General features: G+C 45.3%; 11 protein-coding genes. 7 read left to right on the top strand and 4 right to left on the bottom strand.

Annotated features, from left to right (window positions below; all coding sequences use genetic code 11):
- Nucleotides 1–61: 61 nt before the first annotated feature.
- The 3 genes from AC1ECB_RS13215 to AC1ECB_RS13205 form a co-directional block, all read right to left on the bottom strand.
- Nucleotides 62–283 (bottom strand): hypothetical protein, encoded by a 222-nt coding sequence (locus AC1ECB_RS13215; protein ID WP_485669119.1) that lies wholly within the window; start codon nucleotides 281–283, stop codon nucleotides 62–64.
- Nucleotides 284–285: 2 nt separating this feature from the next.
- On the bottom strand, nucleotides 286–1,440 hold the full coding sequence (locus AC1ECB_RS13210) for an MFS transporter (RefSeq protein WP_485669118.1): 1,155 nt from the start codon (nucleotides 1,438–1,440) through the stop codon (nucleotides 286–288).
- 258 nt (nucleotides 1,441–1,698) lie between these two features.
- On the bottom strand, nucleotides 1,699–2,289 hold the full coding sequence (locus AC1ECB_RS13205) for a TetR/AcrR family transcriptional regulator (protein ID WP_485669117.1): 591 nt from the start codon (nucleotides 2,287–2,289) through the stop codon (nucleotides 1,699–1,701).
- A 351-nt stretch (nucleotides 2,290–2,640) separates the two neighbouring features.
- Here AC1ECB_RS13205 and AC1ECB_RS13200 point away from each other — a divergent pair, with 351 nt between their 5' ends.
- From AC1ECB_RS13200 to AC1ECB_RS13170, 7 genes are all read left to right on the top strand, one after another.
- A complete protein-coding gene (locus AC1ECB_RS13200) occupies nucleotides 2,641–4,125 on the top strand; it encodes an ABC transporter ATP-binding protein (RefSeq protein ID WP_485669116.1) in 1,485 nt (494 codons plus the stop codon).
- Between the two features lie 62 nt (nucleotides 4,126–4,187).
- The gene (locus AC1ECB_RS13195; RefSeq protein ID WP_485669115.1) at nucleotides 4,188–4,904 is read left to right on the top strand and encodes an energy-coupling factor transporter transmembrane component T; all 717 of its coding nucleotides are present in this window, start codon (nucleotides 4,188–4,190) and stop codon (nucleotides 4,902–4,904) included.
- A 61-nt stretch (nucleotides 4,905–4,965) separates the two neighbouring features.
- Complete coding sequence (locus AC1ECB_RS13190) at nucleotides 4,966–5,574, top strand: MptD family putative ECF transporter S component (RefSeq protein WP_485669114.1); 609 nt, start codon at nucleotides 4,966–4,968, stop codon at nucleotides 5,572–5,574.
- A 223-nt stretch (nucleotides 5,575–5,797) separates the two neighbouring features.
- Nucleotides 5,798–6,808: a methyltransferase gene (locus tag AC1ECB_RS13185; RefSeq protein WP_485669113.1), complete on the top strand. Its 1,011-nt coding sequence runs from the start codon at nucleotides 5,798–5,800 to the stop codon at nucleotides 6,806–6,808.
- Between the two features lie 51 nt (nucleotides 6,809–6,859).
- On the top strand, nucleotides 6,860–8,809 hold the full coding sequence (locus AC1ECB_RS13180; protein WP_485669112.1) for a TonB-dependent receptor plug domain-containing protein: 1,950 nt from the start codon (nucleotides 6,860–6,862) through the stop codon (nucleotides 8,807–8,809).
- 88 nt (nucleotides 8,810–8,897) lie between these two features.
- Entirely contained in the window at nucleotides 8,898–10,622 is a 1,725-nt protein-coding gene (locus AC1ECB_RS13175) for an ABC transporter ATP-binding protein (RefSeq protein ID WP_485669111.1), read from the top strand.
- A 19-nt stretch (nucleotides 10,623–10,641) separates the two neighbouring features.
- Nucleotides 10,642–12,384 (top strand): ABC transporter ATP-binding protein, encoded by a 1,743-nt coding sequence (locus AC1ECB_RS13170; RefSeq protein ID WP_485669110.1) that lies wholly within the window; start codon nucleotides 10,642–10,644, stop codon nucleotides 12,382–12,384.
- An 86-nt stretch (nucleotides 12,385–12,470) separates the two neighbouring features.
- On the opposite strand, the gene AC1ECB_RS13165 is transcribed toward AC1ECB_RS13170, so the two are convergent.
- The gene (locus AC1ECB_RS13165; protein ID WP_485669109.1) at nucleotides 12,471–13,790 is read right to left on the bottom strand and encodes a lipase family protein; all 1,320 of its coding nucleotides are present in this window, start codon (nucleotides 13,788–13,790) and stop codon (nucleotides 12,471–12,473) included.
- Nucleotides 13,791–13,801: the final 11 nt, after the last annotated feature.

The raw sequence follows: 13,801 nt of genomic DNA, 5'->3' as shown, positions 1-13,801 counted from the left end.
TAAACCGTAAATTATTTTTTTTTTGAGTATTTTATTTAGAAACTGTAACTGTCGCATTAATTTAGTCCTTCCTTATGTGATTTCGTAAAGGAACAAGCTGAACCACGGGTTTTTCATAAGAAATGACATGAATCAGTTGTCCATCACAGATCAGTTCAATTTTTCCCAGTTCTTTGCCTTCCCATTTCCAGGTTTGGATGATATCCCAAACGAGTTGTTTGATTTTTTTCCTTGGCAATGCCGGGTCGGCTACGACAGGTATGCCTTGAATGATAGCGCACATTGTTATTGTTCCTCCCGCTGATTAGGCAAGTTTTTGGAAAACGTACCCGTCAGACTGATAACAGCTAGCAATCCCATACAACCTGCCAGCGTAAAGAAGATGGCGGCAACGGTTCCACTGGCTAAATTTCGCAGGGTATCTAAAAGTAATGGCGAAGAAAACTGTCCCAGAAAAGCAAAACTGGATACTACAGCCATAACGGCAATATTTTTTCCCAGGGGTGCATAGGAGGAGGCCTTATTGATAATAAACGGATAGGCCCAACCGGTTCCAAACCCGGCAATCATAATCGATAGGGTGAGCATAGTTTTGGAGTTGCTTACGGCCAGACCGCTATAACCTGCAGCCATTATCAGCAGCATGCAGCAGGGAAGCAAGCGGTTCAAATACTGGCTGGCGGCTTTGAGACTGAATCCTCCTACAAACATGCTTACGGCATTGATGGCGAAGAGAATGCCGGCGAAACTGGAGTCACCGATGTTTCTGCCATAAATTAGTAAGGAAAGGTTAGTGACAATCGCATAAAAGGCCAGCATGACCAGAAATGCTGCGACAGCCCAGCTGTAAACGGGACCGGGAAGGGCGGTTTTACTATTTGTTTCCACTTGTTTTTGGGGTGCCGGAATATCTTTAATAAACAGTGTAACAAGCACCAACACAAGAACGGCGATTAAATAGACATAAAAAACGTAATGCCAATTGATCAGGGCAAGCAGGCCTGCGCCAAGATTGCCGATGATAGCGCCCAGGTTATTGGCCGAAAAGGAATATCCCAGCATTTTAATTCGTTCGCCGCCCTGATAAAAATCGGCAATCAGACCGGTCGACAGTGGCATAATGATGCCGGTTCCTGCTCCCAGCACGGCGCGGAAAACAAGGAGTGGAATCAGTGCATCAGCAAAAACGGCACCGGCTCCGCCGATAATATATACAATTAAACCGACTATCAGCAGCTTTTTTTTACTCATATAGGCACTTAGTATTCCCGATAGGATGGAAAACGGGATGATGAATAGTGGTGGTACAGAAAGGATTAATTTAATCATGGTTTGACTTTCGCCCGGAAACGCCCTGGCAATCTCCCCCAGTCCCGGAGCCACTGCCGCTCCGGCCATAATGGTGAGGAGGGAAATGGAGAGAAGTGAAATTTTAAACATTAACTAGGACACCTTCTTTCAAAATTTATCCAGCGGATACCGCGGACATCCTGGCAGGTATTTCGTCCTCATTAATATTGAATCAACGTTCAATATTAGTCGAAAAAAATTGCCAGCCATATGCTATTGATATTCATTATCAATATTTACATTATGCTCATTTCCATTAAAATGTCAAGCTTATTTTTACAGCAACAAGGGCTTCTTGTGCATAAAAAAATGGAATATTGAATAATTGTTCAATATTTAGTTAAAAAATTATTTTACCAAAGAGTTTATTCCGTAAAAGTATTGCTGGGTAAAGAGATGCATAATATGGGTTGCCCATTCTTCATCTTTATAGTGCCTGGCAATCTCGAACAGGCCTTCCATAAAATTATTAGCCAAAATGTGATAAAATAAGTCATCCATTTTTTTTTCAGAGTGGATTAGGTTATTCTGTAATTGTGCTTGGATATGAATTTGGGTAAGCTGGATAAGTTCCTCTCTGGCATTTTCGTACACTGTTCCATTGCTTTTATCGACTAAAATGATAAATGGTTTGCGGTTATTCTTGAGCAAATTAAAGATAAAGGGCAATTCTGCCTGAAAAAATTGGTCAAACCCAGGTTGGTTGTCCGGAGAATTTGTTGTAGACAGCATTTTTTGAAAAGAACGATAACTAGGGCCAACAACGGCGTCGAACAAAGCCGCTTTATTCTTGTAATAGGTATAAATAAGCCCGACAGGAATGCCTGCTTTCCAGGCAATATTTCTCAGGGTAGCGGACTGATAATTCTTTATATAAAATTCATCAATCGCCGCCTGAAATATTTTTTTTTCTATTTCCTCTTTTAATATCTGTGCCATAGGTACCTCATGCATTACTGTTGATTAATAATTTAAATATAGCGCTGATTTGGTTAAGTTGTCAAGAGGTTCCAACTGTGACTGGCTGGTAAGATAATTGTTGCATTCGCCGACTGCCATGAGAATACTGCTTAATTTAGTTATTAAAATGGACTTGACAATTAACGGAAATGCGGCATAATATAAATATGATAATGATTATCAATATTAGTTAACCTGAATTTATTTTTTGAACAATATTGAATAACTGTTCATCATTGTTGGGGGAGGGCATCAAATGAGAGAAGATAACCTGGACAAAGAGTACAAGAAGTATAGTATTTGGGCCCGGCGGCGGAGGTGCGAAGTCACATGATAGAATTTAGAAATGTCAGCTATAGTTACCGGAAAAACGGCGGCAAAAATATTGATGATTTAAATTTCACAATTCACAAGGGAGAGTTTGTATTAATAACCGGAAGGAGCGGGTCAGGCAAAACCACCGTATCAAAGTGTATAAATGGTCTTATTCCCTATTTTCATGAAGGAATAATGGCCGGCGATGTATTTGTCGGCGGGGAAAACACAAAAGGCCTGGCATTATATGAAATCGGAGAAAAAGTCGGTTCGGTCTTTCAGGATCCCCGCTCCCAGTTTTTTACCACCAATACAACCGATGAGGTGGCCTTTGGCTGTCAGAACTTGGGGATGGAGCGGGGCGAGATACTGCAAAGAATAACCGATGCCTTTTGTTCATTGAAGATTGGCGGTTTGCGGGACCGAAGCATTTTTGAACTGTCAAGCGGCGAAAAGCAAAAGATAGCTATCGCCTCATGCCGGGCCATGAACCCCTGCGTCTATGTATTGGATGAGCCGTCCGCCAATCTGGATATTGAATCAATCGATCAGTTAGGCAAAATATTACAGGTGTTGAAAAACAGCGGGATCACTATCGTGGTAATAGAACACCGTCTGTATTATTTACGGGAATTGGTAGACAGGATTCTATATATGGATGGGGGCAAAATTACCGGCACATATGCTGCCGCTGATATTGAGCATTTAAACAGTGAAAAGCTGGCGGCGATGGGGCTAAGGCACTTTAACCTGGCTGATATCCAATATTGCGCCAAAAGGGTTGCCAAAAACAGGGATATCGCATTAAAGGTTGCGAATCTGGAGTTCGTTTATAAGCGCCGGAAGAGCATCGGAGGAACGGGAGAGATACTCCGAAATGTCGGCTTTACAGCCTGGGGAGGAGAAATTATCGGCCTGACCGGCAAGAACGGTGCGGGCAAAACCACTCTCGCCAAAGTGCTTGCCGGCCTGCTGAAAGAGAAGAGTGGCAGTATCGCCTTCAATGATCGGCGGTTGCGCCCCAAGGATAGATTGAGAAAAACGTATTTCGTTATGCAGGACTCCGATTACCAGTTATTTTCCGACAGTGTGAGCAGGGAGTTAGAACTTGGCAACGAGCAGCTGGAAGGCCTGCCGGAAAAATGCCATAAGGTGCTCGGCGAGCTGGATTTATTGCCGTATGAAGAAAGTCATCCGGCTGCGCTGTCCAGGGGGCAAAAGCAAAGATTGACCATAGGGAACGGTATTATTTGTGGAGCGGACGTCATTTTTTATGATGAGCCGACAAGCGGCCTGGATGCGGAAAACATGAAGAAAGTTGTAAAACTCCTGACAGAGCAGGCCGGGAAAGGAAAGCTTGTGTTTATCATTTCCCATGATTATGAGTTTCTGCTGAACATTTGCAGCCGGATACTGCATCTGCAGGACGGGATAATTGCCAATGACTTTGAACTGGAGGGAATAAATGAACCAAGGTTAAAGAAATTGTTATTTACATAATCGATTTATGCTTTTAGCATAGGATTGATTGCTGAATTTTTGCACGAAAGGAGGAGTGCTGAATGAACGGTTTTTCAGCAGGCGAAAAAAGAAAATTTCAATTAGACCCGCGAACAAAACTGCTTATTGCGGGATTAACAGGCATTATTGCCTTTGCTTCCGGTCAGACATTGATGGTTCTGTTATTAGTAGCGGTCATTTCCGTCTTGATGTTTATGGCGCGAATCTATTTAACTACAATAAAGTTTTTAACGATATTTGCTTTTGTTTTTTTTCTGGAGCTCACGGCCCAAGTGTTTGTCAATAATTCCTTGACAATTATGGCGGTAACTCTCGTCTGTATTTTCCAGCGTTTTGTTATCCTGGCAATGGTGGGAGCTTATATAGCGGAAACCACCCCCACAACTGCGCTGATAGCTGCCATGGAAAAGCTGGCAATGCCCAGACAAATCATCATACCATTGGCGGTTGCTTTGCGGTTTGTGCCGACAATCAGGGAAGAATTCGGCTATTTGCGGGATAGTATGAGGATCAGGAAGATTAATACTTCCTTTACTGGGTTTATTTTACATCCGGTTAAAAACATCGAGTATTTATTAGTTCCCCTGTTGATCAGAAGTTATAAAATAGCCGACGAATTGGCCGCTTCGGCCATGGTCAGGGGGCTTGACAGTCCCCGGGTAAAAACGGTGCTGTATGAAACACAATTTAGAACAGGGGATTTTTTGACAATGGCGTTATTTGTTATTGCCGTAGCCGGGACGCCCATTTGGGGTTAGGTATAGGCCCAGGGATAAACGGCAGTCAGATAGTTCAATATTAGGGAGAGGTGAGTAAATTTTGCATGAATGCAATAAGAAAGTGGAATTAACATCCAGGGATTTAATCAGTCTGGGGATCTTTAATGCCATAGCAATGGTCGCTTACTTCGGCGTAGCAACTGTTGCCGGGACCACGGTAATCGGTCTGCTGGTCTGTTCAGCTGTCGCTTTTCTGCCGATGGGCGTTGTCTATATGCTGATGGCAGTCAAGATAAAAAAGCGAGGTGTATTTTTGATTTCCGGAGCGGTACTGGCAATCATCGCTATGACAAGCGGCCGCATTTATCATGCGGTGGGCTGCGTTGTGGGCGGATTACTCGCAGAGTTTTTGGCCGGTAAAAATAAATACCAAAAATCAGGAGGGATAATCCTGGCATATGTTACTCTTGCCTTTGTCGAGTTTCTGGGAATATATTTGCCGTTCTTTATTCTTGGTCAGGAGTATATGCTGTCACGGGGCAACAAAGTCGCTATAACGCCGGATACAGTAAATACATTTATGAGTTATTTTACCGCAGGTAATTTTTTCCTAATCGCCTTGTTGAACATAGTAGGGGCTTACCTGGGAGCGAAATTGGGACTGCGAATTGTTAAAAAGCATTTCCGCAAGGCTGGGCTGGTTGAATAGCTAGGTGTTACTTAATTTTGAATAGAAATGATCTCGTGTTCAATATTTCCGTAGCACTGCCAGTTTGAAGACGCAGACTTTGAATATATAATTTTATTTTTGCATTTTTTGTATGCATGGCATACAATTTATTTAGCCCATTTTGTATGCCATGCATACAACAGTCATTGCTTCGTCTGAGCCAAGAAATGCTCAGTCGTTAAGATTATAGGAGGCGAACAACATGGAAAAAACGAGTCTCAGTCCCGGAAGCTTCTACCGGATGATTCAGCAATATAAAGAAGCTCAGCTTTTGTTTGCGGCCATCAGGCTGGATGTATTCACCTATCTCAACAGTTATTTGACCCCAGGCCAGTTAGCAAAACAGACCGGCTGCAATGAAAGAAACCTGGCGTTTTTTTTAAACAGCTTGGCAGCGATTCGGCTATTAGAGAAAAAGCATGACACCTTCCGTAACACAGCCGAGGCAGAATTGTACCTAAGTCGAAATAGTTCCCTTTATTTAGGAGAATATCTACTGTTTTGGAACCGAATAACCGGACTGGAACAAACGGAAGAACAAGTCCGCACCGGTCCTGATGCTGTCGTACAGCAGCATAACGAGGGTGTGAAGGTTTATAACTTCCGTGAATTGGCCCGTCTGTCTGCGACGGAAATGAAAACAGGCCGCATTCAGTCGTTTTTGCAGGCTGGCGCTCCTTTATTTTCTCCGGCTGCACCACTGAAAATCCTTGATCTTGGCGGCGGCTCCGGGATGATGGCCATTGAATTTGTCGACCGGTATCCTGCCGCTTCGGGCGTTATTTTTGAACATCCTTCGGTTGCCGATGTGCCGGAACAATTTGTGCGCGAACATCAGCTTTCCGAACAGATATCGATCATGCGGGGCGACTTCACAGTGGATTCCATCGGCACGGGTTACGACCTCATTATTGCCTCCGGTATTCTGGATTTCGCCAATACCAAACTCACGTCCCTGGTCGAAAAACTGGCCTGTGCACTCGCACCCTCCGGGTATTTATACCTTGTTACCCACGAAGTCAGCGATGATTATCTTTCTCCCAAAGAATTGATTATCGGCTGGTTGTCCAGCCATTTGGCCGGCTTGGATAATTTATTGACAAAAAAAGAGATTGACCTAGCACTAGCAAATGCAGGATTTAAAAAAATAGCACCAAGGCCAATAGATGATGTTTTGAAAAATTTACGGGGTGAATTTTATACACTGTCCTAGTGGCTGTACTGGCAGAAAAACACCCAGGTAAACTAAGGAGGTTGAAAATTAATGCATAAAAAAATCTCGTTTGCTTTATCCGTCCTGATATGCTCCTGCGCTAACGGTTTTGCGGAAAGCAGTGAAGCCATCGACCCTTACTCTTTTGCCATGCCGGAAATCGTCGTTACCGCAACCAGAACGTCAATGAATACCCAGACCGTTCCAGCCGCCGTGGAAGTAATTACCGCCGAAGAAATAAAAGCCAAGGGAGCCTATGTCCTAAAAGATATTATCGGATCGGCAACCGGTGTTGCCATCACCCGGGCCAATGGGCGGGCATCTCTTTCCGTCCGGGGTTTTGACGCCCGCTACTCTATGATCCTGGTTGACGGCAAACGGATTCCGGCGGAGCCTGACCCGCTTTATGAACTGGACCGGATTTCCCTGGAGAACGTGGAACGCATTGAAATTGTCCGCGGTCCGGTCAGTTCACTCTACGGCGCCGATGCTCTCGGCGGTGTGGTCAATATCATCACCAAAACATCAAAAGAAAAATCGTTCACATTCAACCTGGATCAGGGGTTTTTAAGCCGCAGCGGTGATAAAACGGGGCGTTATGCTTTTACTTATGATTCCGGCCGGCAAGGAAAGGCCAGTATAGTCCTGTCCGGCTCCCTGGTTGATAACGATGCCTCGCTGAAGGACGACGGCACCACCTATCAACCTTTTGGCGACCGGAAAACCTTCAGCAGCCGGTTTGAATATTATCCTACCGACAAGGAAACCGTGACGCTGACCACCTCATACATGAAGGAAAATACCCATGAATATGCCATTGCCCAGACAGTCGCAGGAACCATCTGTACCAATATTCATGATGACAATAAGCGCAGCGAATACGCTCTTAGCTATAAAAAACTTCTGAACGGCGGCGAATTCTTTGTAAGCGCGTATCATTCCATCTGGGACAAATACAATGATACGGTAAACCGCGCCACCGGGCAGTACACCAATGCCACTTACGGTTACCGCACCATCTCCGGCCTGGAAGCTCGCATCAGCAAAACGGCAGGTGACAATCACCTGCTCACTCTGGGCGGCGAATTCCGTCCGGAACTGTTCCGTGGCACCGGCACCCAAAGTGGAAAAGGAACTTTCACCAAAACGTATCATGGGAAAACTTACACAGGCTCGGAAGTAAAAACCGATTATTCCGCCCTTTATCTTCAGGATGAGTGGAAGATAGCGCCAAAACTATTTATGGTCACATCTGCTCGCTATGATGACAGCAATCGCTTTGACAGCAACGTTAGTCCAAAAATCGGTTTGACCTATACAACGGAGTCGGGATGGCGGTTAAAATTCAATGCCGGCCAGGGATTTCGTGTACCTTCGCCCAACCAGTTATACCGGAATTTAAATGTCACCAGGAATGGGAAACTAGTCAGTTCTGTAGGCAATCCCAACCTAAAGCCGGAAGATTCAACCTCTTATGATGTATCAGTAGAACGGGATTTCGGCAAAGCGACCAGTAAACTTACTTATTTTTCTAGTAAAATCAAGGATATGATTGACGAAGTCTGGGTGGATACGGCCAAAATCGAATTCCAGAATATCAATCGCGCCAGCATCCAGGGTATTGAGGCCGAAGTGTCCTCTCCCTTATCCGACTGGTTATCCTGGTCGGCAAATTATACCTATCTTGACGCTACCAATGATTTGACCGGCGCTCGCCTGTACAACAGGGCACGGCATAAGATTTCTTCCCGTTTTTCTTATCATCCGGAAGACAGCTGGACTGCCAACCTGTGGGTTGATTCTTATCTCGGCTATTGGTTCCAACCGTCCGCCAATGTATCCACCAATAAATCGTATACCTTATGGAACATAAACGCGGAAAAGCAACTCACGAAAAATCAAAGCCTGCTGCTGGGAATAGACAACCTCTTTAATCATAAAGACGATGACCTTTCTTTACCAGGAAGTTTTATCCATGTCAATTATAAACTGAAATTATAGGTGTCAAAATTTATACACGAATTCTGTTGAATAAATCCAACAGAATTCGTGTATGAGAAATTAGGCAAGTAGGGAGTGTGCGGAAGAAATGAATTATTATTTTCGAATGTTTTCATTGTTAAAAGGGGTTTACTGGCACGTCGCCGGTAAAGCCGGCTTGGGTCTTTTGATTATCGGGGCTTATGTGATTCAGGCCCTGGCGTTAGCCCAAAGCCTGAATATTATTTTTCTCACGAAAAGTCTGCAGGGACTTGGCGGTATTCTACTCTTTATCGGGGGACTGATGCTGATTAGGGGAATACTGCACTGGCTGGATGAGATATATGCAAAAAAAATAGCTTTGTTATTGAAAAGTGTTTTACGGCAAAGATTATTTCAGCATATTTTACACTTGGGACCAGCGTATCAAATCAGTTACCGCAGCGGTGGGCTGCAGTCGGCGCTTACCGACGGCGTGGAATCTCTGGAGCCTCTTTTAACTTCTTACATTCCTCAGTTATTAGTAGCTTTTATCGGCTCCGGGTTGATCGCGGCCTATATTTGGCTAATGGACTGGATGATCGGACTCCTTGTTTTGTCAGGGATTATGATCGCCGTTCTTTTCCCACTGGTGATGGGGCCTGTAGTAAGAAAAGTCTTGTTGAGTTACTGGGGTTCCCATGCCAGGCTTAATGCCCAATATATCGATGCTATGCAAGGGTTGCCCACTTTAAAAATATTTAACGCCAGTTTAGGTAAGGGAGAAGAACTGGCAGGAGAAGCATGGAAACATTACCGGCACTCAATGGAAGGAATATCTACTATGCTGCTGGATAGTACAGTAGTAAAAGGTGTCGGTACCGCCTGCGCCATTTTCGCAGCCGGGCTGGGCGCATGGCGGGTAGCCACCGGTGTATTGCCGCTGGCAGAGTTGTTTATCATACTGTTTCTAGCGGTGGAATGCTTCAGGCCAATGAATGATTTGGTAACATATTGGCATCGCAGTTTTTTAGGATTGGCAGCCGGCCGGGAAATTTTTGCTATTCTGGACACGCCTGTGACTATTCAGGATTCGTCTTGTCCTGGTGAAAATAAAAAATTACATTGTCCATCAATTGAATTTAAAAATATTTCTTTTGCGTATGACAATGGCAAGCGGCCGGCACTAAATAATATTAGTCTTACGTTGAATCCGGGAGAAACAGTGGCTGTTGTTGGTAAGTCCGGCTCAGGAAAATCAACGCTGGTTAATCTGCTGCTGCGCTTTTTTGACCCGCAACAGGGAAAAATATTTATGGGTGGCCGGGATATTACGGAATACTCCCTGTCTTTTCTCCGCAGCCAGATTGCGGTGGTATTTCAGGACACTTATCTATTTTACGGCACAGTGGAGGAAAACTTAAAAATAGCTAAACCGGACGCCAAAGCTGCAGAAGTGGAGCAGGCGGCCCGGTTAGCTCAGGCCCATGATTTTATTATGGAATTGCCTGATGGTTACCAAACTCAGATCGGTGAACGGGGTCTGCGGCTGTCCGGTGGTCAGAAGCAAAGGCTTTCCCTGGCCCGGGCATTCTTAAAGGATGCTACCGTGCTGGTGCTTGATGAGGCCACTTCCAATGTGGATGGCGTTAGTGAAGAATTCATTCAAAAAGCTTTAGAGGGTTTGACCCGGAATCGAACAACCCTGATCATTGCTCACCGTCTGTCTACCATTCAGGCTGCAGACCGGATTGTTGTACTGGACAGTTGTGAACTTAAGGAAATGGGCACACATTCAGAACTGCTTGCTGCCGGGAGTATTTATTCTCAACTGGTAAAAGCACAACAGGGATAAAGAAGGGGGTATATCACTTATGTTGGAATCCTTGAGACTGACGGAAATTATTAAGTTGCTGCCTTATCTAAGGCCTTACAGAGTGCGTATGGCTATGTCTATATGCTGCGGAGCTCTGGAACATCTGTTGTTTATTGCCGGCACAGCTTTAGGCGCATATTTGGTTGGGCTGGCGGCCTTTGGCGGCCGGGCAGATGATATTTGGCAATTTTTGCCGTTATTGGCTATTATGGCAATTTTGTGGGTGGCTATGTATTTCGGCGATCTGTGGGCGGCCCATGATGTTGCGTTCCAGATATTAAAGGATTTTCGTAAAAAATTATTCCAGGCGGTGGAAAGGTCGGCACCCGCACAGCTGCTCAATATGCGTTCCGGCGAGTTGGCTTCGGCATTAATGGCTGACACAGAACTGTTAGAATGGTTTTTTGCTCATACTGCCGGAGTTTTCATCGTAGCGGTGCTGGTATCGGCAATTACCTTGAGCATGCTCGTATTAATTCATTGGGCATTACCGCTGGTAATCATACCCTGGATTTTGTTACTGTTCAGCGTACCGCTCTGGCTGCGCCGGCAGGCTGATCAGCAGGGAACGGAAAGCCGGGGAAAACTGGCGGACATTGCTTCGGAAACAGTAGACGGAGTACAAGGTTTGCGGGAAATTATCACTTACAATTTTGAGGACGGTTTTTTGCGTCGCTTACAATTATTGTCGGAAAATTTGGATCGAAGTTTGCTGGCTTATGGCAAACGTTTGGGCCTGGAAGGGGCCGTTTTAAATGTTTTTTCCACTGCGGCTATGCTTTCGGTTTTAGGGACAGCGGCATACCTTATTGTTGACGGGCAACTGGCTTTTTACTGGTTACCTGTGGCTATAGTTATAGCGGCTAATGTTTTTAACCCGGTACTTCAAATTGCTGCTATGGTCAGAAATTTAGGGCTGGTTACGGCAGCAGCCGGCAGGGTGTTTACTGTTCTGGAAACAAGGGAAACAGTTGGGGACAGTAAAACTGATGGGTCATGCCGTATATCAACAGCCAATGTTCAATTTTCCAATGTATCGTTTCACTATAGTAAGGACTCGACAAATACTCTGAACGATGTAAGTTTTTCAGTAGAGACGGGAGAAATGGCAGCCTTGGTAGGACAGTCGGGAGCCGGTAAAACAACCTGTCTAAATTTGCTGCAGCGGTTTTGGGATGTTTGCAAGGGACAGATTACTATCGGTGGCGTAGATTTGCGGGACATACCTCTGAAAAAGTTGCGCAATCTGGTCTCTGTAGTGCCTCAGGATGTATATCTGTTTAATACTTCGATACTGGATAATATCAAACTCGGTAAGCCGGACGCTTCTATGGAAGAAGTAGCGGCAGCCGCCCGCGCGGCCAATATTCATGAGTTTATTATGAGTTTGCCTGATGGTTATGAAACAAACGCTGGGGAACGGGGACTAAATATGTCCGGGGGACAAAAACAAAGAATTGCAATTGCCCGTGCTTTTTTGAAAAATGCGCCCATTTTAATCATGGATGAAGCGTTATCCAGTCTAGACGCAGAAACTGAGCGACTGTTGCAAAAATCCATCGCGAATTTGCGTCAGGGAAAGATAACTATTATTGTGGCTCACCGGCTTTCTACTTTCCGGGAGGCGGATAAACTGGTGGTATTACATGACGGCAAAGTAGAGGAAATCGGCCCTCATGACTTATTGGTCAATCAGGGAGGGTATTACCAGAAATTTATTTTAGCGCAGTTGGTCAGTTGAAAAGCAAAACTATAAATGCTTTTTGGGAATGGACTATAGTTAAGAGGAGGTTCCGTCATGTTACAGCCACGAAATGATCAAGAAGATTATTTCGTTTTTGCAAACTGATCCGCCAAATGAGCTTTCATTCCTTTAAATGTATGAATGAAGGCTTCCAGGGGAGTCAGGTTATAGGTTGCAGTCGAAAAAGTGGCAGTGGTGGCGACGATACCGGTTGTGACATCATAGACAGTTTGCGTTAGTGTAATGCGGTAGGTGTTGTTTTCTTCTTGTTTTATCCGCATGGCACTTACCTCGGAGACAATGGCCCACCGGCAGCCGGAGGCACTGGCTGGCTCCCGCCAGTCTGCCTGAGTATCAGCTGTGACATGGTCCGGTAATGTCTGCTGGTATTCATCCTGTAATGCTTCCTGCATGTATAAAAAGTCTTTTGTCAAAGCAGCAGGAAGGTTACTGCTAAGATGGGCGATATAGACGCGTCCGGGATTTATTTGTTTGTTAGCGGGCGGGATAGGCAGCTGTATTCCGCCCGCTATAGCCAGACGGCGTTTGTCATAATAGTTTTTTATTGCAGAATCTATGTAGCCGATCAATTGATGCCCATCTTCCACTGTATCGGGCGGGTACCATTTAATTTCCCGGCCAAACTGCTGATAGCCGCCGACCAGGGTTTGCAAGATTCCGGGTACCACGTCGCCGGAATTGACGATCCGTACCAGATCGAGGTTTGGGTCGAACTTGGCGGCAAACGCAGCATTACCTACAGCAGGTGCACCGAAGGTAATGACTTTCAACTGCTCCGGGTTGACGCCTGCGCTAAGCAGTCTGGCTCCGGCCAAAGTGGCGGCTGCGCCGCCGAGACTGTGACCGGTTAAGTACAATTTGTGGGTTGGGTCAGATAAGAGTAAGTCGGAAAGCGCGAGACTAACCTGCTGGGGATTGCGTAAGACAGCTGATAAGCCGGCTTGTACAAATTGATTAAATCCTTTGTGAACCTTAGGTTCGGTGCCGGGAACATCTTTCTTCGAGGCATTGACAGCGCATTCTTCCTCATTGCTGCCGGCAAAATATACTTTATCAAACTTGAGATCGGTTTTAATATCTCTATCGTTTTCCGTGCCGACAATCGCTACAAGGTAGTAGGGGACACCTTCTTTTTGAGCAATCAGGTAGCGGGCGCCGGTATGGCCCTTGGACTGAATGTAATGATCAATTTGCCAGCCATCCTGTTCCAGATAGCGATTGACCAACTCGCCGATCCGGCCGCTGTAGGCCGCCGCGCTGGCAGCGGCGGTAAGGTAGAGCGTATAGGCTTCTTCATAATCTTCTTTTGCCCCGGCATAGCCTGTGACCGGAAAGTATGTTAGCAGGCACGTAAATAGGCCTAGCAGTAAGAAGCGTTTCAATTCATATCACC

This window comes from Sporomusa sp. 246TCP1, from assembly GCF_057319775.1.
Note: the sequence above shows the minus strand (reverse complement) of the source record. Positions and strands in the feature narration are given on the sequence as shown.

Coding starts and splice junctions, on each gene's coding strand:
- AC1ECB_RS13215 (WP_485669119.1), bottom strand. CDS start 283: ATGTGCGCTATCATTCAAGGCATACCTGTCGTAGCCGACCCGGCATTG.
- AC1ECB_RS13210 (WP_485669118.1), bottom strand. CDS start 1,440: ATGTTTAAAATTTCACTTCTCTCCATTTCCCTCCTCACCATTATGGCC.
- AC1ECB_RS13205 (WP_485669117.1), bottom strand. CDS start 2,289: ATGGCACAGATATTAAAAGAGGAAATAGAAAAAAAAATATTTCAGGCG.
- AC1ECB_RS13200 (WP_485669116.1), top strand. CDS start 2,641: ATGATAGAATTTAGAAATGTCAGCTATAGTTACCGGAAAAACGGCGGC.
- AC1ECB_RS13195 (WP_485669115.1), top strand. CDS start 4,188: ATGAACGGTTTTTCAGCAGGCGAAAAAAGAAAATTTCAATTAGACCCG.
- AC1ECB_RS13185 (WP_485669113.1), top strand. CDS start 5,798: ATGGAAAAAACGAGTCTCAGTCCCGGAAGCTTCTACCGGATGATTCAG.
- AC1ECB_RS13180 (WP_485669112.1), top strand. CDS start 6,860: ATGCATAAAAAAATCTCGTTTGCTTTATCCGTCCTGATATGCTCCTGC.
- AC1ECB_RS13175 (WP_485669111.1), top strand. CDS start 8,898: ATGAATTATTATTTTCGAATGTTTTCATTGTTAAAAGGGGTTTACTGG.
- AC1ECB_RS13170 (WP_485669110.1), top strand. CDS start 10,642: ATGTTGGAATCCTTGAGACTGACGGAAATTATTAAGTTGCTGCCTTAT.